Annotated in this window: 21 protein-coding genes; 5 read left to right on the forward strand and 16 right to left on the reverse strand. The window is 68.9% G+C overall.

Annotation, left to right across the window (positions count from 1 at the left end):
• Positions 1-624 (forward strand): helix-turn-helix domain-containing protein (locus MFF42_RS00330; RefSeq protein ID WP_238253523.1); only part of this gene is annotated, 624 nt, incomplete at its 5' end.
• Positions 625-748: 124 nt separating this feature from the next.
• Here MFF42_RS00330 and MFF42_RS00335 read toward each other — a convergent pair.
• Positions 749-1606, reverse strand: a complete 858-nt coding sequence (locus tag MFF42_RS00335) for a universal stress protein (protein WP_238253524.1) — start codon at positions 1604-1606, stop codon at positions 749-751.
• A gap of 271 nt (positions 1607-1877) precedes the next feature.
• Here MFF42_RS00335 and MFF42_RS00340 point away from each other — a divergent pair, with 271 nt between their 5' ends.
• Together MFF42_RS00340 and MFF42_RS00345 are read left to right on the forward strand one after the other, a co-directional pair.
• Positions 1878-2102, forward strand: coding sequence for a hypothetical protein (locus MFF42_RS00340; RefSeq protein ID WP_238253525.1), 225 nt, complete (start codon positions 1878-1880; stop codon positions 2100-2102).
• Between the two features lie 32 nt (positions 2103-2134).
• Entirely contained in the window at positions 2135-2779 is a 645-nt protein-coding gene (locus MFF42_RS00345) for a BON domain-containing protein (protein ID WP_238253526.1), read from the forward strand.
• Between the two features lie 120 nt (positions 2780-2899).
• Here MFF42_RS00345 and MFF42_RS00350 read toward each other — a convergent pair whose 3' ends face one another.
• From MFF42_RS00350 to MFF42_RS00360, 3 genes are all read right to left on the reverse strand, one after another.
• The gene (locus MFF42_RS00350) at positions 2900-3712 is read right to left on the reverse strand and encodes a universal stress protein (protein ID WP_238253527.1); all 813 of its coding nucleotides are present in this window, start codon (positions 3710-3712) and stop codon (positions 2900-2902) included.
• A 115-nt stretch (positions 3713-3827) separates the two neighbouring features.
• Positions 3828-4310 (reverse strand): Hsp20/alpha crystallin family protein, encoded by a 483-nt coding sequence (locus MFF42_RS00355; protein ID WP_238253528.1) that lies wholly within the window; start codon positions 4308-4310, stop codon positions 3828-3830.
• 148 nt (positions 4311-4458) lie between these two features.
• The gene (locus tag MFF42_RS00360; protein WP_238253529.1) at positions 4459-5391 is read right to left on the reverse strand and encodes a helix-turn-helix domain-containing protein; all 933 of its coding nucleotides are present in this window, start codon (positions 5389-5391) and stop codon (positions 4459-4461) included.
• A 697-nt stretch (positions 5392-6088) separates the two neighbouring features.
• Here MFF42_RS00360 and MFF42_RS00365 point away from each other — a divergent pair.
• On the forward strand, positions 6089-9790 hold the full coding sequence (locus MFF42_RS00365; RefSeq protein WP_238253530.1) for a flagellin hook IN motif-containing protein: 3702 nt from the start codon (positions 6089-6091) through the stop codon (positions 9788-9790).
• A gap of 410 nt (positions 9791-10200) precedes the next feature.
• Here MFF42_RS00365 and MFF42_RS00370 read toward each other — a convergent pair whose 3' ends face one another.
• Positions 10201-10560 (reverse strand): hypothetical protein, encoded by a 360-nt coding sequence (locus MFF42_RS00370; RefSeq protein ID WP_238253531.1) that lies wholly within the window; start codon positions 10558-10560, stop codon positions 10201-10203.
• A gap of 107 nt (positions 10561-10667) precedes the next feature.
• Positions 10668-12044 (reverse strand): flagellin N-terminal helical domain-containing protein, encoded by a 1377-nt coding sequence (locus MFF42_RS00375; protein WP_238253532.1) that lies wholly within the window; start codon positions 12042-12044, stop codon positions 10668-10670.
• Positions 12045-12755: 711 nt separating this feature from the next.
• Here MFF42_RS00375 and MFF42_RS00380 point away from each other — a divergent pair.
• On the forward strand, positions 12756-13700 hold the full coding sequence (locus MFF42_RS00380; protein ID WP_238253533.1) for an AraC family transcriptional regulator: 945 nt from the start codon (positions 12756-12758) through the stop codon (positions 13698-13700).
• 250 nt (positions 13701-13950) lie between these two features.
• On the opposite strand, the gene MFF42_RS00385 is transcribed toward MFF42_RS00380, so the two are convergent.
• The 10 genes from MFF42_RS00385 to MFF42_RS00430 all read right to left on the reverse strand — a co-directional run.
• Positions 13951-14358: a phospholipase A2 family protein gene (locus tag MFF42_RS00385; protein WP_238253534.1), complete on the reverse strand. Its 408-nt coding sequence runs from the start codon at positions 14356-14358 to the stop codon at positions 13951-13953.
• A gap of 73 nt (positions 14359-14431) precedes the next feature.
• On the reverse strand, positions 14432-14695 hold the full coding sequence (locus tag MFF42_RS00390) for a hypothetical protein (RefSeq protein ID WP_238253535.1): 264 nt from the start codon (positions 14693-14695) through the stop codon (positions 14432-14434).
• A gap of 211 nt (positions 14696-14906) precedes the next feature.
• Entirely contained in the window at positions 14907-15656 is a 750-nt protein-coding gene (locus tag MFF42_RS00395) for a Crp/Fnr family transcriptional regulator (protein WP_238253536.1), read from the reverse strand.
• A gap of 452 nt (positions 15657-16108) precedes the next feature.
• Entirely contained in the window at positions 16109-16861 is a 753-nt protein-coding gene (locus MFF42_RS00400; protein ID WP_238253537.1) for a class I SAM-dependent methyltransferase, read from the reverse strand.
• A complete protein-coding gene (locus MFF42_RS00405; protein ID WP_238253538.1) occupies positions 16858-17358 on the reverse strand; it encodes a GNAT family N-acetyltransferase in 501 nt (166 codons plus the stop codon). The genes MFF42_RS00400 and MFF42_RS00405 overlap by 4 nt, the downstream gene beginning before the upstream one ends.
• On the reverse strand, positions 17355-18311 hold the full coding sequence (locus MFF42_RS00410; RefSeq protein WP_238253539.1) for a glycoside hydrolase family protein: 957 nt from the start codon (positions 18309-18311) through the stop codon (positions 17355-17357). The genes MFF42_RS00405 and MFF42_RS00410 overlap by 4 nt, the downstream gene beginning before the upstream one ends.
• A 13-nt stretch (positions 18312-18324) precedes the next feature.
• Entirely contained in the window at positions 18325-19287 is a 963-nt protein-coding gene (locus tag MFF42_RS00415; RefSeq protein WP_238253540.1) for a glycoside hydrolase family protein, read from the reverse strand.
• Positions 19221-20012, reverse strand: coding sequence for a WbqC family protein (locus MFF42_RS00420; protein WP_238253541.1), 792 nt, complete (start codon positions 20010-20012; stop codon positions 19221-19223). Before MFF42_RS00420 ends, MFF42_RS00415 begins: the two co-directional genes overlap by 67 nt.
• Complete coding sequence (locus MFF42_RS00425; RefSeq protein WP_238253542.1) at positions 20009-21268, reverse strand: DegT/DnrJ/EryC1/StrS family aminotransferase; 1260 nt, start codon at positions 21266-21268, stop codon at positions 20009-20011. Before MFF42_RS00425 ends, MFF42_RS00420 begins: the two co-directional genes overlap by 4 nt.
• The coding region (locus MFF42_RS00430) for an O-linked N-acetylglucosamine transferase, SPINDLY family protein (protein WP_238253543.1) at positions 21249-23204 on the reverse strand (1956 nt) is incomplete at its 5' end. The genes MFF42_RS00425 and MFF42_RS00430, both read right to left, overlap by 20 nt.

Genomic DNA, 23204 nt, shown 5'->3' on the forward strand with positions numbered 1-23204 from the left:
GGCCATCGAACCGGCCTCTTCGCCAACTGCCCCGATCTGATCGGCACACCCTTCTCCTACGCCCGCGAGGAAGAGATCTACGGCGAGGGCGAGGAGGCCGAGTTCGTCTACCGCGTCGTCGAGGGGGCGGTGCGCACCCACAAGGTGCTGAGCGACGGCCGTCGCCAGATCACCGGCTTCCACCTGGCCGACAGCCTGTTCGGCTTCGAGCAGGGCGACGTCCACTGGCACACGGCCGAGGCGCTCTCGGACACCAGGGTGCTGATCTTCCAGCGGCGGCCGATCGAGCGCGCCGCGACCCGCAGCGCCGAGGTCGCCTGCCAGCTCTGGAGCATGGCCACCGCCAACCTGCGCGACGCCCAGGATCTCACGCTCCTGCTCGGCCGCCGCTCGGCCCAGGAGCGCCTCGCGGCGTTCCTCATCGAGGTCGACGGACGCTTCGGCGGCACCGGGACCTTCGCTCTGCCGATGACCCGGCGCGACATCGCCGACTATCTCGGCCTCACCATCGAGACCGTCTCCCGCACCTTCTCCCAGCTCGAGGAGGACGGGGCGCTGCGGCGCGCGAACGGCCGGCAGGTCACGCTCCACCGTGCCCGCCTGCGCCACGTGGTCGAGGATTGATACGCCATCCGTTTGATCGCTTCGTGATGACGGCGTTGGGCCGAGCCCGAGGTGATCAACCGGAAACGGTATGCCCCGTACGGCCTCGTTCGCCGGAAACCTCGCTGGAATCCTCGGATCGGGATCAATGGGACAGGAACAGCGGCACCGGCGCGCGTGTCAGGAGCGCGTGCGTCACGCCGCCGAGGAACCATTCCTTCAGGCGCGAATGCCGGTAGGCGCCCATCACCAGCATCTCGGCGCCGAACAGGCCGGCCTGCCGCCTCAGCGTCTCGGCGGCGTCGCCCGCGACCGGCACGTTGGTCACGGAGACGCTCACGCCGTGGCGGGCGAGGTGCGGCGCGAATTCGGCGCCCGCGACCGAGGTCGAGAGATCCTTCTCGCCGACCACGGACACGATCTCCACCGCCTCGGCCGCGCGCAGGAAGGGCAGCGCGTCGTTGGCGGCCCGCGCCGCCTGGGCGCTGCCGTCCCAGGCGACGACGATCCGCCGGGCCGAGAACGCGTCGCAGCCCGGGGGCACCACGAGGAGCGGCCGCCCGCTCCCGAACAGGACCCCGTCGATCAGGTCGCGGTCGAGATCGAGCTCCCGCGCCTCGGCGTCCAGGATGGTCAGGTCGCTGAGCCGGGCGCGGGCGGTGAGCCGTCCGACGAGGTCCGGATAGGCCAGCGCGGGCACCTCGATCGAGCAGGTCACGCCCTCCAGGCTGGCCTCCGTCGCGGCGCGCTCGGCGATCGCCCGCGCGCGGGCGCTGAGGCGGCGGTTCTCCTGCGCGATCAGGTCGTTGACGAAGCCCCACCCCGATCCGCCGACGAGGGTCAGGCGGCGGGCGGCCGATTGGATCGTCAGGTGGGCGCCGGTCGTCCCGGCGAGCGACAGGGCGACGCCGAGCGCGCTCGCCGCCTCGTCGCCGCGGCCCTCTTCGGTGAGCCCGACGAGGATGTCGCGCAGGCCCGCGGGGGCGGACGGTGGGTTCGGCATGGTCGTCCTCCGGAGGCGAAAGCGGCCCGGAGAGTGCCGCACCGGTTCTGGTCCGCCTTGATCCAGCGCAAGTCCGGGCTCCGCGTCCGCCGCACCGGGCAGGGCTCGTCGACGCGCCGGAGCGTCGGTCGCCCTCGGGGCGATGGTGCCGTCGTCCAGCGGCGGCAGCCTTGAGGTGGATCAAGGCAGCGCGTGCCGGGCGCGCCAGGATGCTCCCGTCATCCGGGGATGGCGCATCCCAGGACGACTCATCCAAGGACGGGAGCGAGCGATGCGTGTGGTGCTTCAATCCATCGACATCGAAACGGTGCGGTACGTACGGGTTCCGGCCGGGTCGGCGCCGCGCGACGCGGCGGGGCTCAGGACCGGCACGGGGGACGCGGCGAGCCGCATCGACGACATCGCCCGTTACCGGACCATCGCCAGCCCCCAGGCGCTCGCCCTGGCCGCCGCGGCCTCGGCGGTGACGACGGCGCTGTTCTGGCTGGCGTTCTGACCAGTCGAAGCTTCGAAGCGAGGAGGCGGGAGATGGACGACATCAGCGTGCGCCAGCACGTGCTCGACGAACTCGAACTCGCGCCGATGATCGATGCGGCGCAGATCGGGGTCGCCGTCGAGGACGGCGTCGTGACCCTCAGCGGGCATGTGCGGAACTACGCCGAGAAGGGGATCGTCGAGCGGGTCGCCCTGCGGGTGCGCGGCGTCCGCGCCGTGGTCGAGCAGATCGACGTCCGCTATCCCGACAATCCGCGGATCGGCGACGAGGCGCTGGCCGACCGCTGCGCCCGGGTGCTGGAATGGGACGTGCAGATCCCCGACCGGTCCGTCTCGCTCAAGGTCGAGCGCGGCTGCGTCACCCTCCAGGGCAGCGTGCCGCACTACTTTCAGAAGGCGGCGGTGGACAAGGCCCTGCGCCGCCTCGCCGGCGTCACCGACATCGTCAACCTCATCGCCGTGACGCCGCCGGCCCAGGCCACCGAGGTCGAGGCCCGCATCCGTGCCGCCCTGAAGCGGAGCGCGAAGGCACCCGACACGATCCGCGTGCAGGTCGAGGGCGGCAAGGTGATCCTCGACGGCTTCGTCGATGTCTGGCGCGAGCGCGAGTTGGCCGAGCGGGCGGCGTGGTCGGTCCCCGGCGTGTCCGCCGTCGAGGATCGCCTGACGCTCGCCTGAGGGAGCTGCCTTGCGCGAGAGCCGGCGTCGAGGCCGGTTCGGAGGGCCTCACGCAACGCCCGATCGCCGACCGTCGCCTCCTCGGGCACGACGGCGCCGCGGGCGGAGCGTGCGAGACACTCAGTGGCTCATCAGGCAGCAGACCGGCGCGCCGGCCAGCAGGTCGCGGGTGACGCCGCCGAAGACCCACTCGCGCAGGCGCCCGTGGCCGTAGGCGCCGAGGACGATCAGGTCGGCGGCCTGCTCGGAGGCCGCCTCGACCAGCGCCCGGGAGGTCGGGCCGCCGCCGCTCTCCCAGCGGGTCGCCGTCGCGTCGATGTCGTGGGCCTGGAGGAACCCGACGACGTCCCCCGCCTCGTCCGCGCCCTGCCCTTCATCGATGGACACGACGACGACCCGCGAGGCCCGCGACAGGAAGGGGAGCGCGTCCCTGACCGCGCGGCGGGCTTCGCGGGTGTTCTTCCATCCGATCACGACCCGCCGGGCATCGAGATGGTCGATGCCGGGCGGCACCACCAGGATGGGCCGTCCGAGATGCATGACGAGGTCGCCGGGATCGACCGAGAACAGCACGGGACCGGATTGGCCCTTTCGTCCGACGACGACGAGGTCGGCGGCCGCGGCCTGTCCGATCAGGAACGGCAGCGGAAAGTCGAGATTGGAGCGCCACTCGACGCGGCTGCGCCCGCCCGCCGCCGCCGCGAAGGCGGCGTGGGCGCGCTTGAGATCGTTCAGGATGAGCTCGTCGTTGGCGGCCAGGGCGAAGGCGCTCGCCGGGATCGGGCCGACCGGCGGGACGGCGTAGGACGCCTCCTCCGCCGCGACGCCGATCAGCCGGGCGCGGAAGTCGTCGGCGAGGTGGCCGGCGAGGTGCACGCGCTCGCGCGCCTCCGCTCCGAGATCGACGGCCACCATGATGCTGGCATAGGTCATGGGACACTTCCTGCCGCGCGCGCTTGACGGTCGGCGCCCGCCGCGCGGCCGGCGCGGCGGCCCGAAGTCGGCGGAGAGGATGCCGGAGGCGGCGATGACGGGGGTCGGACCGTCCTCAGGGCGCCTTGATGTCGATGCGCTTGGCTTCGGACGGCGCCAGGGCGGTCTTCGGCAGCGTCACCGTCAAGACGCCCTTGTCCATGCTGGCCTGGATATCCTCGGCCCTGATGCCGGCGGGCAGTTCCAGGCTGCGCACGAAGGCGCCGTAACTGCGCTCCGTGACCTTGCGGGCGCCCTCGCTCTGCTCCTTCTCCTGCCGCTTCTCGCCGCGGATGACGAGGGTGTCGTCGGCGAGTTCGACCTTGACGTCGTCACGGGCGAGCCCGGGCAATTCGGCGGTGATCTCGACCGTCCCGTCCTTCTCGACGACGTCCATGCGCGGCACCGCGCCGCCCTGGACGAGCGGGAGGCCGAGCGGGAGGCCGAGACGGAACTCGCCGAGCATCTGCTCCACGAGATGCTGCGCGGGCAGCGGCACGGCGCCCCCCTCGGCCGAGGGGGAGCGGTGGCCGAGCGTGAGGAGCGATTTGAGATTCATGGATCATCTCCCGTCAGGCGGCTGCGTCCGGCCGCTCGGGAGAGTCTGCTGCCCCGGCGCCGTCTCGGCGTTGAGGTGGATCAAGCGCGGACGAGGATGCCGTCCGGCTGAGCCCGAGCCCGGCGTTACCGAGGCCGGCCGTCGCGGATCAGGCCGCCAGCTCCTTGAGCCAGGACTGGAGGACCGGCTGCGTGTCCGCGGTCCGGCCCCAGACGCCGGCGCCGACCTCGGTCTCCCGCGGCAGAAAGCCGAACCGGCGCTTGAAGGCGCGACTGAAGGTCTTCTCGTCGGAGAAGCCCGTGGTGTAGGCGACCGTCGAGACGCGGTGCCGCCCCGTCGCGGTCGGCTGCGTGAGCATCTTCATCGCCCGCAGCAGGCGCCGCTCGCGGATGAAGCGCTGGACGCCGCCCTCCGAGATGAACTGCCGGTAGAGGGTCGCGCGGGAGAGGCCGAACTGCGCCGCGAGCATCTCGGCATCGAGACGCGGCGAGCCGAGCTCCCGCTCGATGTACTGCCGGATCGCGATGCTCAACTGCACTTCGTTCGCCGGCCGCGCCGCCGCCCGCCCGCGCAGGCAGGCGCTGCCGAGCATCGCGACGGCTTGGCTGATATGCGGAAGCTGGTGGACGTCGAGCATGTCGGCGCAGTCCACGAGCTCGCGCACGCAGGTGAAGAACAGCCGGCTGACGCGATCCGTCGCGTAGTCGAAGGCGTGGCCGTGCAGCGAGGCGACGTTCGGCACCGACTCGGCGACCAGGGCGCGGGGCAGGAGCAGATTGGTCGCGTGGACCGGTTCGGCGACGACGGTCGCCGGCTGGGCCAGGTCGAACAGGATGCAGGTGTTCGGTCCCACATCCGCCTCGCCCCAGGCCACTTCGACCCGGCTGGTTCCGGAGTGGTAGAATTGGAGCAGCAGGTGGTCGAGACCTTGTTGCGCGACCATTCGGGGGGTCCGTTCGAGGATCTGGGCCGGCGCCCGAACCTCGCCGACGAGCAACTCGCCGAGATGGTAGTTGTCCATGGCGATCGGACCGGACAGCAGTCGCCCGCTCGGCAGCGTCGCCTGAAAGACCGGTGACATCGCCGCGATCCAATCATCGCGTAACGCGGCAGGATCCGCCGGTGCCTCGAAGCGGTCTCGAAGAATCCTCGACATGGCAGGCAAGTCTCTGAGAGGGGATGTCGGGGCTCGTTTCGAGCCTGCAGCCGAAGATCGGCGGCAGATCCGCACCAGTCTTAGCGTCGATGCACATATCGACGGGATTTCATCTTATGAGAACCGAATATGATCTGATGTTGCGATCTATAGAATCTCGTCATGGACTGTATTGCGCCTATATCAGTTATGTCCGGCGCTTTCAATCAGTCTTTTAGGACTACTCTCTGCCTCAAAGCTGGACAATCGGACGGCGGCGGCAAATTTTGCGACGATTTTTGCTGTCCCGGCTGGTGGCCCCAAGGGTGCGGACCGTGCGTGCGGATCGTGCGCGTCGAGAGATGCGCCGGTCGACCTCACGGCAACGCTTATGGATGTGCCGGATCGGCGCACGGCCGGCAAATGCCGCATGACGAGACCGACCGCGGATTTGAGACGAAATGCGAGTTTTTTGATATACTATGGGATATGAAGCAAATATGAGATAAAATGCGACTATCCTGAGACTTTGTGCGAGGTAATTCCTGGTAGCTCCCGCAAATACTTAGATCGTCATCAATTGCGCCGGGCGCTTGATCCCCTCACCGCCGACACGTCGGCTCCACGAGGATCGAGTCGTCCCATGTCTTCCAGCATCACGCTCTCGGCCGCGACGCGGCAGAACCTGCTCTCGCTCCAGGATACCGCGAGCCTGCTCGCGACGACGCAGAGCCGGCTCTCGACGGGCAAGAAGGTCAACTCGGCGCTCGACAATCCGATCAACTTCTTCACCGCCAACAATCTGAGCGGACGCTCGACCGAGCTGTCGTCGCTGCTCGACGGCATCTCGAACGGCGTCCAGACGATCCAGGCGGCCAATACCGGCCTGTCCAAGCTCCAGAATCTCACCAGCCAGCTCAAGTCGACGGCGCAGCAGGCGCTCGCCGCAACCAACGCCTTCACCTCGAAGGCTTCGACGGTCTCGACCGCTCTCAACGGGGCGACGGCCGCCAACCTGCTCTCCACCGGCCCGACCGTGGCGCGGGGCGACACGGCGATCGGCACCCTCACCGGCGCGCTTCCGCCCGCGGCCGCGGTGCCGGCGACGATGGCGGGCAGCGTCGATTATAAGCCGACCGCCAGCCCGGCGACCCTGCGCGGCACGAGCTTCACCGCGACGACGCCGACGCTCGCCAAGGCGACGGGCGCCTCGACCTTCTCGGCCCCGGCCAACGCCGTCGCCGGCACCGTGCAGGGCACGGCCTTCACGACGCTCACCACGGCCGCGACGATCGAGGTGACCTACGCGACCAGCCCGACGAGCACGACCACCACGAGCGTCAGCCTGGCGCTCGGCGACACCGTCGACGCCGCCGTGACCAAGCTCAACGCCCAGCTCGGCAGCCTCGGGATCACCGCCAAGAACGACGGCGGCAAGCTGTCCTTCACCGGCAAGTCCGACGGCTCGGCCTTCTCGGTCAAGACCACGGCGCAGAACGCCTCGGAGACGGGTCTGACCACGGGCACGAGCAGCCAGTCGAACGGCAACATCGCGGCGGCCAGCCAGACACTGACGATCAACGGCCAGGCGATCACCGTCACGGGCGGGAACGCCGGGGCGAGCGCGGCCGACGTGACGAAGGCCGCTGTCGACGCGATCAACGCCAGGACCACCGCGACGGGCGTCACCGCCAGCCTCGACACCGTGGGCGGCAGCCAGCGGCTCGTGCTGACGGGCAAGGCCGACGGCTCGAACTTCACGGTCACGGGTCAGTCCGGCAACACGCTCGGCCTGGCGTCGGTCCCGACGACGACGGCCAACGGCGCCGCGGCGGCGAGCCAGACGCTGACGATCAGCGGCACGCAGGTCACTATCGCGGGCGGCGGCTCGATCGACGACGCCGTCACGGCGATCAACCTCCAGACCGGCACCACCGGCGTGACGGCCGCCAAGGATCCCGCCGACGCCACCCGCCTGCTGCTGACCGGCAAGGCCGACGGCACAGCCTTCACCGTCGCCTCCTCCAACCCGGCCTCGAGCGGCTTCTCGGCAACGCCGACCAGCACCAGCATCGCGGCGACGGTGAGCGGCGCCTACACGCCCACGGGCACGCCCGCCACGGCGACCGGCGCCAGCGCCTTCACCGGCCCGGCCAACGCGGTCGCCGGCACGGTGACGGGCGCCGCCTACACGCCGACGAGCGCCGCCGTGACGATCTCGATCGCCTCGACGGGCAGCACCACGACGAACATCTCGGTCTCGCTCGCCGCGAACGACACGCTCGAGACGGCGATCTCGAAGATCAACGTCGCCGGCAGCGCGGCCGGAATCACCGCCGCGATCGACTCGACCAACAAGATCAAGATCACCGGCAAGAGCAACGGCGATGCGCTGAGCATCACCGGCAACGGCGCGGGCTTCACGGCGACGGCCCTGACCGCGGCCCAGACGGCGGCGAAGACCCAGACGCTGGTCATCGGCAGCCCCAACACCACCAGCACGACCAGCATCACCATCAGCGGCGGAAACGCCGGCGACAGCGCGGCCACGGTGCTGGCCGGCGCCATCTCGGCGATCAACGCCCAGTCCGGCACCACCAACGTCACGGCCTCCAGCTCGGCCGACGGCAAGATCGTGCTCAAGGGCGCGACGACCGGTGCGGCCTTCACGGTGCAGGGCGGGGCGAACAACACGCTCGGCTTCTCGACCAACCTGCAGACGGTGGACAACGGCGCGGCGCCGACCGCCCAGACGCTGACGATCAACGGCACGGACATCGCCATTCCGTCCGGCGCGAGCCAGGCGGCGGTGATCGCGGCGATCAACACGGCCAATACCGGCACCTCGGCCACCGGCGTCAGCGCCAGCGTCGATCCCGACAACGCCGGCAAGATCAAGCTCACCGGCGCGGCCAACGGCTCCGCCTTCACCGTGCAGTCGAGCAACGCCGCCTCCAGCGGCTTCTCGGGCATCCCGCAGCGGATCACCAACAACCAGGGCGCGGCGCAGACCGTGACGGTCAACGGCACCGACATCGCGATCGCCGCCTCGGCCACGCTCGATCAGGCCATCGCCGCCATCAACGCCAAGAGTTCGACCACCGGCGTCACCGCGGGCAAGGACGCCGCCGGCACCAAGCTCACCTTCACGGGGGGCGCCGACGGCAGCACCTTCACGATCAAGGGCTCGGACTACAACACCCTCGGGCTCGCGAGCACGGAAGCGTCGGTCGCCGGCACCTTCGATCCCGGCCAGACGACGCTGATCTCGGCGCTCGGCTTCAAGGGCGGCGACAGCTTCTCGGTCAACGGCCAGACCGTGAACCTCGCGGCGACCGACACCATCGGCTCGCTGCTTCAGAAAGTCGGCGCGGCGACCAACGGCGCGGTGACGGCGAGCTACGACACGGCGACCAACAAGTTCAGCTTCACCGCCGCCGATCCGAACACCGCGGTGCAGCTCGTGGACGGCTCGACCGCCACGTCGAAGGTCGCCAATCTCGGCTTCGCGACGACGGACTTCGCGGCGGGCAGCGGCCAGCCGGCCTCGCAGAGCGCGCTCGCCGGCAAGTCGCTCACGGTCCAGGTCGGAAACGGGGCGGCCATGACCACGGCCTCCGTCACCTTCGGGACGGCGCCGGGCCAGATCTCGACGCTGGCCCAGCTCAACCAAGCGCTGGCCCCCGCCAACGCCCAGGCGACCATCGACTCGCTGAGCGGCAAGATCTCGATCACCACCACCAACGACGTCGGCGCGCAGAACCTGTCGATCGTCGCGTCCGGGACCGGCAACCCGTTCACGACCGGGACGGCGGCGGCCAATCTCGGCGGTGACGGGCTCAACGCCCGCAACAACCTCGTTCAGACCTACAACGACCTGCTCAAGCAGATGGACCAGCTCGCCTCGGATGCCGGGTTCAACGGCGTGAACCTGCTCTCGGGCGACAGCCTCACGATCAACTTCAACGAGAAAGGCACCTCCCAGCTGAAGGTCCAGGGCAGCGCCACCAACGCGGCCAGCCTCGGCCTCTCGGCGGTGGGCCAGACCAACTTCCAGGAAAGCAGCGCCATCAAGAAGATCGTCGATCAGATCAACAGCGCCAGCAGCCAGCTCCAGTCGCGGGCGGCGGCGCTCGGCTCGAACCTCGCCGTGGTGCAGAACCGGCAGGACTTCACCAAGCAGATCATCAACGTGCTCGATACCGGCGCGGCCAACCTGACGAGCGCCGACCTCAACGAGGAGGCGGCCAACTCCCAGGCGCTCTCGACCCGCAACTCGCTGGCGATCTCGGCGCTGTCGCTCGCCAACCAGTCGCAGCAGGGCATCCTGCAGCTCCTGCGCTGAGCCGGGCCGCGCTACACGGCAGGGACGGGTCGGCTTCCTCCGGGGAGCCGGCCCGCTTCGTTTCACCGGCGCAAGCCGCGGCGGGCCGCTCTCAGGGCGCCGTCGGCCGAAGCTTTCACGGCGGCCGGGCGTGCCGGACGCTCTGAATGCATCGGTTTGCGCTCGGTCAGGCCGAAGCTTGCTCCGGCAAGACCCATGAAGAGCGGCGCGCTCGTTGCGCGTATAATCACGGCGAAACATTCTATAGCCTTTGCTTTATGTTGCATCCCATTGTCTCGTTTTTCCTCTCGATGAGCGCGGCGCATCAAGATGAACTCCCATGCCGGCGCGGCGGCGGACGGCTGCTGGGTCTGGTCGATGATGAGCCACGACTCGCGGCATGCGCGATCAAGCGTAGAATACGATGTAAATCATCTGGTATTTCTTTCGTCGAGCAGCATTTGTCTCTTAATCCTCTGCTTATGCGTTGGAATTGCCACTGCTTCCTGCACATTCGGCGCATTTGTGTGGATCAACGGGCTCGGCACGCCGTCCCTGATCTTCATGCCCCTCTTTGAGTCTTCGGTTTTTCGATGATGTCGTCTGTTGCGGGCAGGCGCGAAAACCTTCTTCGTGACGGAAAGGAGCCAGAAGGCCGCCCAGGAGAATAGGCACAGCAAGCCGAAGCGAATACTGTGCGATGAAACCGCCGAGTGCATCATCATCGTCACCGTCCCTGAAAGGGCCGAGATCGCGCCGCACAGCCGGAAGATGCAGCGGCCTGAAGTCATGGCTCACCAGCCCACGCCTTGAGCGATCTGCGGTGGTGCCGCGCGGTATCGGCGTCGGTTGGGCCTCGGCGCGATCATCAGATCGATCGCGCCGAAGCGCCCTCGGATCAGCGCAGCAACTGCAGCACGCCCTGGTTGGCTTGGTTGGCCAACGATAATGACGAGATGCCGAGCGACTGCCGGAGCTGCAGGGCCTGCGAGTTGGCGGCTTCCTCGTTCATGTCCGCGCTCGTCAGGTTGTCCGCGCCGGTCTTGAGGATGTTGTTCAGATTCTTGGTGAAGTCCTGGCGCGTCTGGATGATCGACTGGTTCGAGGAGAGGGACCCCGACAGCGACTTCAGCGACGCAATCGCACCGCTGAGGGCGTTCGACGCCTTCTGCAGGTCCGCGTTGTTCTGGATGCTGAAGTCGGCACCCGCTGCGGCTCTGGCCGAATCCTGCATCACTCCGATGCCGAGCGTCGTCGTGTTGGTCTTCGTGCCCTGGATGTCGAGCTTCGCCTGGCCTGCACCGCTCTTCTCGTTGAAGACGACCGTGGTCTTGTCGCCGTTGAGCAGGTTCACCCCGGAGAAGCTGGCGTCCTGAGCGGCTTCATTGATCCGGTCGCGCAGGTTGTTGAACTGGGAGACGAGGGCGGATCGCGCGGCCGAGCCGCCGGCGGTGGCGGCGATGGGGGTGGCGGTGCTGCCGGCGGCGGCGGCGCCGAACAGCTTGGTGGTGTTCGCGTTATCCAGGACGAACGTGCCCGGCCTGTCGGTTGCGGGGGCGGCAACGCCCGGGCCCCACACCTTCCCGAAGGCGACCGTGAGGGGATCGGAGCCGACACCCGTCACCTGGAGCTTGCCCTGGGAGTCGACCGAGGCGGTGGCGATGCCGGATTTGTTGATCTGGGCCACGACATCGCTGACCTTGTCGGTCGCGCCCACGTCGAAGCTGTAGCTGCTGCTGCCCGCCTTGAGCTGGATCGTGGCCTGGCTTGCGACTTTGGTGGCGTTCGCGCCCGTCCCCATGGCGGTCGGCGGGAGGCCGAGGTTGCCGTTGTTCGTCGCCGAGGCGGCGGCGGTGGCGCCCAGCACCGTCTTGTTCATGGCGACGTCACGGGCGCTTCCGCCCACGGCCGCGATCTCCGCGGCACTCGCCAGCGCGTTGCTGGCGACCGTGGGCAGGTTCTGGGCAATGTTGCTCTGGGCCTGCTGCACGACCGACTGCAACTGCTTCATGTAGTCGATCATCGTGTCGATGCCCTTCGAGGCGACCTGGACCGTCTGGATGCCGTTCGACATGCCGCCGAGCAGGCTCGTCAGAGCCGAGGCGCGGTCGGTGAGGCTCTGCGCGGTGAAGAACTTCAACGGATCGTCGAGGGCGCTGTTGACGCTCTTGCCCGTGTTGAGGCGCGTTTGATTGATGGAGGAGAGGGCGGCCGTTCCCTGCAATGAAAGCAGGTTCTGACGTGAGGTGCCGCTGATTCCGACAGCATAGTCCATGACATCTTATCCCTGTACTTCGCGTTATGGCGATAAGCCAAGGATATGGTGCGGCAATCATGGTTTAATCACTGGTAATAATCTCGGTTTGTCGCACGAAATCATCAGACGTTCTGTACTAAACAGCAGACTTTGCGTGTTTTCGCGGCGTATACTGTTTCAGCTCAGAAGTTGCCCATAGGTCTGATTGACGGCTTCTCCCGCCGGCCGCCCGGTGCTCACGACGCAGATTCGTGTCACGGGAAGCATCATGGCGCAGTCGAGCGCGGACGATGCGGCGGGGCGGACGGGTCCGTTGTGAACGCCGCCGTCGCCCGGTTTCCGCCGGGCCTGCCGCGATGCACGATCCCCCGATCGACGGCCCGCGCCCTCATCACCGCAGGGTTTCTGGATGAGGTCGGCGCGTCTCGCCGTCCGTGATTCGATCGCTTTCCGGGAGATCGCCTCCGCGCGACGCATGGGGCGGATATTCTATCTTTTAGAACTGACTTTGCGTACTTTAACAGTGATGATCCATCCATAATTTCGATTCGGCAATACCGTTTCAGGTCGGCGCAATATATATCTCGGCATAGAGGATCGTAATAAAATTTTATTCGGCAGCTTAATAAACAGTAAGCTTGCCGATGCTCACCATGTTCCGGGTGCAGCATTATGATTGAGCATCGATTTGCACATATATGCAGCAATGAAGGTCGACGCCGGGCGTGGATGGAACTCGCGACGGATTACATCGATAGTCGCATCGACCAAGACACAGTCGTTCCATCAAGCGTCTTCCGCCGATACTACAACCTAAAGCAGATCGTATTCGGCGAGATCGAAGCGCCGGCGCAGGTCATGGAGCGATCCGCGTCCTACGTCGCCGCCCAGAATTTCGATCACATCACCTTGAATCTGCAAGTCGCTGGCCGGGCGCAGATCACGGCGGCCAACCGATGCGGTGAGGTCGGACAGGAAGCGTTCACGATCACCGATATGGGGCAACCGATAAAGCTCGAAATCACACGCGCCCGGGGTTTGAGAGTCACCCTGCCGCGGCGCCTCCTGAACGGTTGGCGCGGCGACCTGTCCGATTGGCACGGACGCAGCGTCCCTTCCACCGACAGTCCGCTCACCCGCCTGCTGGCCAATCACCTCAAGAGCATGGCCGCCTGTCTGCCGACGGCCACGCCGCTGCAGAAGGAACTGCTCGCCTCGGCAACCGCTGCCTTGTGCAATGCCGCCTTCCTTGATGAGACGGACAGCGCCTACGATCATGCCGCCGTGAGCGTCATTTCCATGCGCCAATTCATCGACCAGAATCTCGCGAGCGTCACGGCCGAGATGCTGATGGCCAAGTTCGGGCTCTCGCGCACACCGCTTTACAAGATCTTCGAGAAGGATGGCGGCGTCTACGCTTACATCCGCAACCGACGGCTCGCCTACGCCATGCAGCAACTCGTTCGGTCCGGTCAGCGCCGGCCGACGATCAAGCAACTCACCTTCGCCTGCGGCTTCGAAAACGAGCAGGTCTTCAGCCGCGCCTTTCGGCGCAAGTACGGTTGCAATCCGAGCGAGGTGAACGCCACGACTCTGCCCGCAGCCAACTGGGACCGTTCATCCCGCTACATAGCCTGGCTCAAGGACCTCGGACTGCACAACTCATCCAATTGATTGCCGCCGGTTGCGTTTTCTAAGGTGTGTCCCGTTGGGCGCGGTGTCGCTGCGGCGTGGCCGGCAGGGTCACCGGACGGTGCTGGTCCGATCAAGCTGCAGGGTCGGCAGGCTGACGAGGCGATGCTTTCCGGGGCCATGTCGGGTGACGACGTAGAGACCGAATGGCGGCGCCGTTTCGTTCCCGGACCGCGTCGGCGCAGCGGACGTTTCGTGGCCGACGAGCGTCAACGTCCTCTGCCGAGTCAGCCTATTCGGGGAGCATGTCCGTGTCCGGCTGCCTCTCGACGTCGATGGCCGCGGGGGCGCGCAGTCCGGACGAGGGGGCGGAGGGCATCATCGCCGCGCCCGAGGCGACGAGCCCGGCCATGATCCGCAGCTCTTCCGGCTGGCGCGGGTCGTCGGCCACGCGCTCGGCATCGACCTGGAGCCGAAGGTTACAGGCTTTCGGAGCCAGTGCGCCGTCCGGCGTGCAGGCGTCGTGGCGGGCGCAGGCCGCGTCGAGCGCATCGACGGGGGCCGCCGGCGCATTGTTGCCCGGCCCGCAGTAATTGCCGTGCAGCAGCATGGGGGGACCCTCGACCGCGGCGGCGGTCTGGGTCAGCGCGGGCAGCGTCAGGCCAGCGGCCAGAAGAAGAGGAAGAATCGAACGCGTCATCGAAAGGCGGGTCTCCTGTCGTGGATCGGGAGCGGGCGCGGAGACAAGCTCTGGCGCGCCCCGGCTGCGGCCCTCAGCGGAGGCTCGCGGAGCGCCGCCCGGCCGGCGAGGCCATCCCCTCGTCGAAGGCGGCTCGGCATCCCGGGCTGAGGCTCGCCCGCTGAGCCTTCATGCAGCTCACGATGCGGCCGCGGTCGGGGATCGACGTCAGGCACAGCCGCATGACGTCGTCGCGGCAGAGGGCCGCCTGCTCTTCCTCGCCGGCCCGCACGCTGGCCGTGCCGGTGGCCGAGAAGGCGATCAGAGCCAGCACCGTGCGGGTTCCGATCCTCATCATCGAACGTCTCCTGTCTCCTGCCGACCGGGCAGCGGCTCCGGCCAAGGTCCGACGGTGAACGCCACGAGATGTCGGCTCGTTCCTCGGGCCAGCGAGAGCGCCGGCTTCCGCCCCCTCCGTCGGAATGCGCTGGCGGCGGCCTGACTCGGCCGGAGAGCGTCCGCCGGGGCACGGCCCGCGGCCGCGACCGCCGGATCCGGAGGCGTCGGCCTCAGGCCGCTTCCGGCATTTCCCGGTGCAGGTAGTTCGGCCGGAACTCGGCCATCTCCATGAGGCGTTCCAGCTCGGTCAGCGTGAGGCGCCTCCCCTTGCGCTCGATCAGCCCGGCGCGCTTGAGCTCGCCCAGCGATCGGTTCACGTGCACGCTGGTCATGCCGGTGGTGTCGGCGAGGTCGAGCTGCGTGATCGGCAGGTCGTAGCTGTTCCCGAGGGTCAGCCCCACCGCCCGCAGGCGCACGAGCAGCTCGCAGAACAGGTGGGCGAGGCGCTCCACGGCGGAGCGCCGGCCGAGATTCATGATCCACTCGCGCAGGATCGCCTCGTCGACGAGCGCGGCCATGCGCAGGCCGCCGGCCACGGCCGGGCGCGCCCGCAGGTCCCGGCTGGCCTCGGGCGCCACCCGCGCGACGCGGCAGGTGGAGAGCGTGCCGATGGTGTGGTCCATCCGGTTCAGGACCGAGGCGTCGAAGTCGCAGACATCTCCCGGAACGAGGTAGGCCATGATCTGGCGTGCCCCGTTCTCCCGCAGCTTGTAGCGGCAGGCGAAGCCCTCCGTGATCGCGAGCATGCCCTCGGGCCGGTCGCCCTCGCGGACGAGGTCCGTGCCGGACGGGACCAGCCGCGTGCCCGCCTCGACCATCGCCAGGGCGGCCGCATCCGCCTCCTCCAGCCTGCCGAAACCCTGCAGCTTGCGCGAGAGAGGCCCGCTGACCGCCGCTCCGCCGCCCGGCACGACCTTCATCCTGCCCGTCCCGCCGGCCCGGCCGGCTCATCCCGCGTGTCGAGGACGCCGCGGGACCGCGCCGGCCCGCTCACGCGGTCGCCCGCTCCCGCGAGAGGATCCGCTCGGAGCAGCAGAAAGACGTTTCCTCGGTTCGGCTCTTCCATGTCCGTACTCGGAAAATGAAGCGTTCACGCCGCTGTAAGGGTAAGCGCCACAACGGGTTTAAACGTCGCCGGAGCGGCGTGTAAGATGGCTCATGCCGTCGGTGTGATTCCCGACATTGCGAGGCTTATTGTGATTTCGCTTCGTGAGTAGGGCTGTCTTCGATTGACGTTGTCAATCTTCTTCGATGTCGGATCGAAGAGGCCTGTTTCCGGAGAGCTTGAGTGTTGGCGCTTGGACGCGCCGAACACAGATGTATCTCGGTCTCGTCCTTTCGGGCAGGCCGTCGGCCCGCTCGCGGGGGGCCGCTAACCGGTCTGCGTTCCGCGTTCGCAGACGAGGTAGATGCTGGCGCAGAGGTCCGGGTAGAGCTGTCCCAGGGCGTAGCAGCCGTCGAGATAGGCCGGTGAGACGATGTCGGTCTTCAGCAGGGCGTCCCACTGGAAGTTCGCCAGCGCCTTGAAGAAGACGCCGGAGCGGTGGATCACCCGCAGGCCCGCGGCGGCGGCGTCCCGTTCCAGGGTGTCGAGGCTGTAGGTGCAGCGGTGGCCGTGCTGCCGCTCCGCCTCGGTGACGGCGGCGTTGTGGGAGATCAGGCCCATCTTCACCGCGATCTGGCGGGACGGCGCGTTGGCGTTCGGGCAGGCCAGCAGCAGGCGCCCGCCCTCCGACAGCCATTCCGCGTTGACGCGCCTGAGCACCCCGACCGGGTCGTCGAGATGTTCGAGCACGTGGGTGAGGACGACCGTGTCGTAGCGGGCGGGCAGCGCGACCGCCTCGAAGGTCGCGTGGACGAACCGCACGCTCTCGCCGAGCCGCCCCCGCGCCGCGTCGATCGCCTCGCCCGAGGCCTCGACGCAGGTGATGTCGTCGAAGAACGGCGTCAGGCGCCGGGTGAAGTCCCCCCGGAAGCTGCCGAGTTCGAGCAGGCGGCCGGGGCGGAAGAACGGCTCGAACGCCTGCACCATGTATCGGTGCATCACGTCGAGGTCGAAATCGTAGGCGTAGCGGTGGCCCTCCACGTCCTGCGTCTCACGGTCGAAATCGCGTCCGGCGCTCATGGTCTGGCCTCCGTGCCTCGGTCCTGAGATGTCGCCCCCGCAACCGGACGCGCCGCCGCGAGGTCGAGCGAGAGGTGCAGCGTTCGGTCGTCCCGCGCGTCCTCGGTGAAGCCGAGCCGGCGATACAGGCCGAGGGCCGACGCCGCACGGTCCACGCTCAGCGCGATCCGCGCGAAGCCGAGGCCGCGGACATGGGCGATCGCCGCCGCGAGCAGGCGGCCGCCGAGCCCCTCCCCGGTCCGGTCCGGCACCACGCTGACGCTCGTCACGAAGGCGCAGATGCGGGCCGGATCGTTGCAATAGACCGCCACCAGGCCGATCAGCGCCGGGCCGTCCCAGGCCTCGAACCGCTCGGCCCGCGCGGCGAGCTTGGCGGCGTAGTCGGGGATCGCCACCCGCCGGTCGAGCGGCGGCGTGAAGGTCCGCGCGCAGGCCGTCAGATGGGCCTCGACATCCTCCGCCCGGGAGCGGTTCCGCGCGACGGTCGGCCCGGTCACGGTTCGAGCCGCGCGGCGCCGAAGCCGAAGCGGCCGAAGGCGTTGCCGTTGTAGAGGAGGTAGGTCTCGCCTTCGCAGGTGAAGACGTGGGGGTAGCACTGCATGTCCGCGTCCCAGTCGCCGGGCGTCCCGGAGAGGGTCAGCCGCGCATCGTCCCGCGTCCAGTCCACGAGGTCGTCGGACCACGCGTGGCCGATCCGGTAGCCGCGGCCGGGATCGGTGCGGAAGCCGACGGGCTCGCGGTAGCAGAACACCATGTGGCGGCGGGGGCCCCGGTCGAACACGCAGGGAAGTGCCTGGGCCTCCTCCGGGCCGAGGCGGTCGGCGACGATCCGGCGCCCCTCCTCCTTGGTCCACGCGATGCCGTCCGAAGAGGTGGCGTGCCCGATCTTGTAGACCCGCTCCGGCGCCGCGCCGGATCCGGCGGCACTCCAGGCGGTGCCGAAGATGTACCACATGTGGAACAGGCCATCGATCACGCGCACGGAGCCGTCGGCGACGAGGAACGGCTCGTTGAGGCTGGCGCCCAGCACCGGGCCCGCGCCGTGCCGCTCGAAGGACAGACCGTCGTCCCGGCTGACGGCGAGCCCGATACCCGTCTCCACCGGCACCGAGACGCGCCGGCTCCAGCCCGTGGTGTAGCCGTAGACGAGGCCGTCGTGGCGCAGCACGTTCATCGGGAAGATGCCGTGCTCGTCGAAGGTGCCGAGATCGCCCGGGGCGATAACCGGCCGCTGCGCGAGCCCGAGCACCGCGCTCAGATCCTTGCGCATGTCCACGAAGGCGACGTGGCTGAGATACTGCCCATTCGGCTCGCGGCTGCGGGTCGAGAAGAAGATCCGCACCCGGTCGTCGAGGACGAGCGCCTGCGGCGACTGCGCGAATTCCCCGCTCCCGAAGGGCAGCGGGTGCGCCCGCAGGTCGAAGACGAGGCCGAGCTTGGTCCAGCGCATGGGGTCGGGCCGGTCAGTCGAGGGGGCCGTCGAGGGCGGCGAGGCCGAAGCCGCCGCGGCCGACCTCGTTGCCGAGATAGGCGAGATAGGTCCGGCCATCGACGGTGAAGACGTGGGGGTAGCTGATCATCTGCGCGTCCCAGCCCTCCTCCGACACGTCGATGCCGCAGCGCCCGTCGTCGCGGGTCCAGGTCAGGAGGTCGTCGCTCCAGGCGTAGCCGATGCGGTAGCCGCCCTCGCGGCTGCGGAAGCCGGCGCTGTAGCGGTAGCAGAAATGCATGTGGTAGCGCCCGTTCGCCTCGAACACGTCAGGGCTCGCCTGGGCCTCGTCCGCCTCGATCCGCGGCGGGATTAGGTCGCGGTTCGCCTTGGTCCAGGTGAGGCCGTCGGGCGAGGTCGCCATGCGGATGCGGTAGACCGGCTCGGCCCGGCCCTCGACCCGCTTCCAGCTACGTCCGGCGATGTAGAACAGGTACCACGTGTCGCCGAAGCGCCGGACCTTGGGCCCGCTCATCACGAAGGGCTCGTCCGGCGAGTAGGGCAGGATCGGTCCCGGCCCGAGACGCTCGAACCGGCGCCCGCCGTCATGGCTCACCGCGCAGCCGATCGCCGTGTTGAACGGAACCGAGACGCAGCGCGTCCAGCCGGCATAGTAGGCGCGCACCGCGTCGCCCGCGCGGATGACCGAGACCGGGTAGACGCCGAACTCGTCGAAGGTGCCGGGGCTGCCGAGCGGCAGGATCGGCGCCTCGGCGACCGCGCGCACGCGGAACAGGTCGCCCCGGTCGAGATCGACGTAGGCGCTGTAGCTGACGTACTGGCCGTCGGCGTCGGCCTCCGGGCGGCAGGAGAAGTACATCCGCACCACGTCGTCGCAGACGAGGGCGGCGGGCGCCTGGGCGAAGGCCTTCAGCCAGGGACGGCCGCCGACGCTTGCGGGATCGAAGACGCGGCCGAGCTTGCGCCAGCGGGGCACGGGGCATCCTCCGCCTCGATGAGATCGTAGCCGCCGGCCAGGAGGGCCGCGAGCGCGGATCGCGGGTTGAACATCAGCACGTCGAGGATCGACAGCCAGGGCACGAAGGGGTGCGGTCCCTGAGCATAGGCGAAGGGCCGGGCCCGCAGGAAGCGCAGGGCGATGCCCCGCCGCGCGAAGGCGGCCGGATCGTAGAGGGTGGTGCCGCCGATCGGGTTGACGTAGGTCGCCGCGCCCAGCCGCTCGCACAGGTCGATCACCCGGTCCTGCCGCCGCAGGTCGGTCGTGCCCTCGATCGTCGAGGCGGTGCGGATCGGCGTGGTGATGGCGAGATGCGCGCAGGTCCGCAGCAATCCGTGCCGCAGGTGGTCGAATAGGTCCGTGCTCGCGTAGCCCAGAACCTCCTCGACGAGCGGCATGGTCTCGCGCCGGTGCGGCGCGTGGCGATAGGCCTGGGCGATCTGGGCGCAGAGCCGGTCCGGCTCGAACCCCGCCGCGACGCGCCGCTCGCGGATGTCGAGATGGTCCGAATCCTTCTCCAGCGGCAGCGTGAAGGTCACGGGTTCGCCGTCGCGCAGGAAGCGGTTGCGGTTGATCCAGCCCTTCTTGGTGTATTTCACGGTGTCGTAGATCACGAACTGATCGACCGCCGCGATGAGCTGGAAGTAGCCGATATAGGGGAAGAGATAGGGCTGCATGATCGCGGCCGTGACGGGCGCCGTCATGGCCGGGCGATCCGCCGGACGATCCGGGCCACGATGGCGGGATCGAGGTCGGGGTAGATCGGCAGGCACAGCACCCGGTCGGCGGCCGCGGACGCCACGGGCAGATCCTCCCGCCGGGCGCTCGGCAGCGTCCGGTACATCGGGAAGTCCGAGATCAGCGGATGGAAGTAGCGCCGCGGGTGGATGCCGTCGCGCTTGAGCGCATCGTAGAGCGCGTCGCGGCCGATCGGATAGTCGGGTCCGACCAGGATCGGGAAATAGGCGTAGTTGGCCGCGCCCTCGCCCGGAAAGTCCAGGCAGCGGATGCCGGGGATGCCCTGCAGGCCCTCCCGATAGGCGGCGTCGACGGCCCGGCGCTGGGCCAGCGCGGTGCCGATATGCCGGAGCTGGACGAGGCCGAGCGCCGCGTTCAGCTCGCTCATCTTGCCGTTGAGGCCGACATCCGGAACCGAGGTCTCGCCGTCGTGGCCGAAGTTCTTGAGCTTGTCGATCCGGTCCTTCATCGCCGGGTCGGCGCAGACGATGGCGCCGCCCTCGAAGGTATTGAACACCTTGGTGGCGTGGAAGCTGAGCACCGACAGGTCGCCGTGGTTGAGCACGCTCGCGCCGCCATGGTCCACGCCGAAGGCGTGGGCGGCGTCGTAGATCACCTTGAGCCCGTGCCGGTCGGCGATGGCCCCGATCGCCTCCACGTCGCAGGGCCGGCCGTAGCAGTGGACCGGCAGGATCGCGCTGGTGCGCGGCGTGATCGCCGCCTCGATCCGGGCGGGATCGAGGTTGAGGGTCACGGGGTCGATGTCGACGAAGACGGGGGTCAGCCCGCTCCAGAGCAGGGCGTGCGAGGTCGCGACGAAGGAATAGGGCGTCGTGATCACCTCGCCCGTGAGATCGAGCGCCCGCAGGGCCATGATCAGCGCGGTCGTCGCGTTGTTGAACAGAGCGACCTGCCTCACGCCGAGATGGTGGCGCAGGCGCGCCTCCAGCTCCCGGTGGAACGGGCCGCCATTGGTCAGGATCCGCGTCTGCCAGATCTGCCGCAGCAGCGGCTCGAACTCTTCGAGGGGCGGCAGGAACGGCCGGGTGACGTAGACCGGATCGGATGCACGTTCCGCCCCCGAAGCCGTTTCCGGGGCGGTGTCGAGGACCCGCGCGAATTCCTGCTCCAGCCGGCGCAGGGTCGCCTGCACGGGGAGCTCGCGCTCGGGGCGCGGGAGGCTTTCCGCCTCGGGGGCGGGATCAAGCGGCGCGGTTCGCATCGGCCCAGCGCCTCCACATGGCGCGGAAGGCGTCCCCAACCTCCCCGGCGAAGCGGGCGTGATCCATCAGCGCGCTGGCGAAGACGCGTTCGCGAAGCCCCGAGCGGAGCGCGCGCAGACGCTCGCGATCGCTGGCGAGGGCGACGGCGACGGCCGCGTAATCCTCCGGCGTCGCCGCCGCGAATTCCTCCAGCCCGACTGCCCTCAGGGCGGCGATGCCCGTCCGCGCGGCGGCGTGGGTGCCGGCCAGGGCGATGAAGGGCACGCCCATGGCGAGCGTGTCGCAGCTCGTCGTGCCGCCGTTATAGGGAAAGGAATCCAGCGCGATGTCGATCTCGTGGTAAAGATAGAAGTAGCCGCTGGTGACGCGCGGGTGCAGGCGCACCCGCTCGAGCGGCAGGCCGGCCCGCACCAGGCGTGCCTCGACCTCGGCCCGGATCTCCGGCGTGTTCATGTCGGCGGCGACCATGAACAGGCGCGCATCGGGCAGCGCCGTCAGGATCTCGGCCCAGGCCTCCAGCGCCCGGTCGCCGATCTTCTCGAGGCGGTTCATGGTGCCGAAGGTGACGAAGCCGTTGTCCTCGAACGGCGCGCGTTCGCGCACCGGCGGGATGTCGCCGGGCGCCTCGTAGGTGGCCGACACGCCCGGCAGCCGCCACAGCGTCTCGGTGTGCAGCGTGTCCGACAGGCCGGGCTCGTCGTGGCCGAAATCGGTCAGGCGGTAATCCATGGCGCGCAGGCCGGTCGTCGCGGGATGGCCGATCCAGGTGACCTGAACCGGTGCCGGCTTGCGGGCGAAGACGAGCAGGCGGTGGCCGGCGCTGTGGCCCGACAGATCGACGAGGATGTCGATGGCGTCGGCCTCGATCCGGTCGGCGGCCGCGTCGTCGTCCAGGGCGGCGATGTTGTGCCAGACGTCGAAGAGCGGGCGCAGGCGCGCCGAGACCCCGTCCTCTCCGACCTGGGTCATGTAGGCGCGCGTCTCGAACCGCGTCCGGTCGAAGTGGCGCAGGAACGGCTCGATGAACCGGGCCACGGCGTGGGTGCAGAGATCGCCCGAGACGAACCCGACCCGCAGGCGCCGGTCGGGATCGCGGTCGTTGGCGAAGGGCCGCCGCCGCAGGAGGGGATCGGCGATGCGCGCCCCGAAGCTCCGGGCGTCGGCGGCGTACGCGGTCGGCGGAACGCCCTCGGCGTAGAGCTTGGCGAAGAGCCGGTTCGAATGGGCCGCGACGTTGAACGGATCCAGCGCCAGCGCCCGGTCGAAGCTTGCGATCGCCTCGGGCAGGCGGCCGAGGCTCTTCAGGCCGCAGCCGAGGTTGATGTGGGCGCCGAAGAAGTTCGGCTTGAGCGCGATCGAGCGCTGGGCGTGGCTGACGGCGGAGGCGTGGTGCCCGATGCGCTGGAGCACGCCGGACAGGTTCGAATGCGCGATGGCGAGATCGGGATCGAGCGCGATCGACTTCTCCAGCGCCGCGATCGCGCCCGGGTAGTCGTTGAGGTTGATGAGGAGGGCGCCGAGGCTGCTGAAGAAGCCGGCGTTGTCGGGCTCGCGGTAGATCGCGATGCTGAACAGGTCGTAGGCCTGCTGGTGACGGCCGCTCCGGGCGGCGGCGGCGCCCGCGAGATGGGTCGCCTTGGCGTGGGTGTCGTCCAGGCCGATGACGAGATCGAACAGGATCTCGGCGGTGGGCAGGTCGTCCGCCTCGTAATGCGCCTGGCCGAGGGTGAAGGCCTGATCGATGAAATCCTTGAGGACCGCGCGGGTCTCGTCGTCGGGCAGGCCCTGCTCGCGAAAGCGCTCCATGAGCGCGCGCGCCTCGTTCACCCGGTTCAGCGTCAGCAGCGTGGTGGCGAGGGCGAGCCAGTAGGCCGGCCGCTCGGGCGCGGCCCGGAGGGCGGCGACGAAGTGCGGCACCGCCGAGGCCGGCGCCTC

Origin of the sequence: Methylorubrum podarium, assembly GCF_022179745.1 — a bacterium.
Classification (GTDB): domain Bacteria; phylum Pseudomonadota; class Alphaproteobacteria; order Rhizobiales; family Beijerinckiaceae; genus Methylobacterium; species Methylobacterium podarium.

Coding starts and splice junctions, on each gene's coding strand:
- MFF42_RS00335 (WP_238253524.1), bottom strand. CDS start 1,606: ATGCCGAACCCACCGTCCGCCCCCGCGGGCCTGCGCGACATCCTCGTC.
- MFF42_RS00340 (WP_238253525.1), top strand. CDS start 1,878: ATGCGTGTGGTGCTTCAATCCATCGACATCGAAACGGTGCGGTACGTA.
- MFF42_RS00345 (WP_238253526.1), top strand. CDS start 2,135: ATGGACGACATCAGCGTGCGCCAGCACGTGCTCGACGAACTCGAACTC.
- MFF42_RS00350 (WP_238253527.1), bottom strand. CDS start 3,712: ATGACCTATGCCAGCATCATGGTGGCCGTCGATCTCGGAGCGGAGGCG.
- MFF42_RS00355 (WP_238253528.1), bottom strand. CDS start 4,310: ATGAATCTCAAATCGCTCCTCACGCTCGGCCACCGCTCCCCCTCGGCC.
- MFF42_RS00360 (WP_238253529.1), bottom strand. CDS start 5,391: ATGTCACCGGTCTTTCAGGCGACGCTGCCGAGCGGGCGACTGCTGTCC.
- MFF42_RS00365 (WP_238253530.1), top strand. CDS start 6,089: ATGTCTTCCAGCATCACGCTCTCGGCCGCGACGCGGCAGAACCTGCTC.
- MFF42_RS00370 (WP_238253531.1), bottom strand. CDS start 10,560: ATGACTTCAGGCCGCTGCATCTTCCGGCTGTGCGGCGCGATCTCGGCC.
- MFF42_RS00375 (WP_238253532.1), bottom strand. CDS start 12,044: ATGGACTATGCTGTCGGAATCAGCGGCACCTCACGTCAGAACCTGCTT.
- MFF42_RS00380 (WP_238253533.1), top strand. CDS start 12,756: ATGGAACTCGCGACGGATTACATCGATAGTCGCATCGACCAAGACACA.
- MFF42_RS00385 (WP_238253534.1), bottom strand. CDS start 14,358: ATGACGCGTTCGATTCTTCCTCTTCTTCTGGCCGCTGGCCTGACGCTG.
- MFF42_RS00390 (WP_238253535.1), bottom strand. CDS start 14,695: ATGATGAGGATCGGAACCCGCACGGTGCTGGCTCTGATCGCCTTCTCG.
- MFF42_RS00395 (WP_238253536.1), bottom strand. CDS start 15,656: ATGAAGGTCGTGCCGGGCGGCGGAGCGGCGGTCAGCGGGCCTCTCTCG.
- MFF42_RS00400 (WP_238253537.1), bottom strand. CDS start 16,861: ATGAGCGCCGGACGCGATTTCGACCGTGAGACGCAGGACGTGGAGGGC.
- MFF42_RS00410 (WP_238253539.1), bottom strand. CDS start 18,311: ATGCGCTGGACCAAGCTCGGCCTCGTCTTCGACCTGCGGGCGCACCCG.
- MFF42_RS00420 (WP_238253541.1), bottom strand. CDS start 20,012: ATGACGGCGCCCGTCACGGCCGCGATCATGCAGCCCTATCTCTTCCCC.
- MFF42_RS00425 (WP_238253542.1), bottom strand. CDS start 21,268: ATGCGAACCGCGCCGCTTGATCCCGCCCCCGAGGCGGAAAGCCTCCCG.